The organism is Rhizobium sp. 01T444 (assembly GCF_056398305.1).
In genome coordinates, this window is the sequence record NZ_JBFTPD010000454.1 from 1 (window position 1) to 501 (window position 501).

Here is a 501-nt window from a genome sequence, read left to right on the forward strand (position 1 = left end):
GTTTCCGAGCAGGTGAACGACTACGACGTCGTCGTCATCGGCGCCGGGATTGCAGGGATCTATCAGGCTTACCGGCTCCGCCAGATGGGGTTGCGCTTCCGCGTAGTGGAGGCCGGCACCGGCGTCGGCGGAACCTGGTACTGGAATCGGTATCCGGGCGCGAGGTTCGACTCGGAGAGTTATTCCTACGCGTATTCGTTCTCGCAAGAACTGCTGGCGGAGTGGGACTGGTCGGAGCACTTCGCCCCGCAACCCGAGACGCTCAGCTATCTGAATTACGTGACCGACAAGTTCGATCTGCGGCGAGACATGCAGTTCAACAGCCGCGTGAAGTCGGCGAAATACAGCGCGTCAGAACGGCGTTGGTCTGTAACGCTGGAAAGCGGTTCCACCTGCACGTGCCGCTTCCTCGTCACAGCCCTTGGACCGCTTTCGGCGCCCACCCTGCCGAACTACGAGGGCATCGATGACTTCGCCGGCGAGTCGTACCAGGCTTCGCTC

General features: G+C 61.7%; 1 protein-coding gene. It reads left to right on the forward strand.

The features are described 5' to 3' along the window. Positions 1 to 501 (forward strand): flavin-containing monooxygenase (locus tag AC1DTN_RS39440; protein ID WP_477925714.1); only part of this gene is annotated, 501 nt, incomplete at both ends.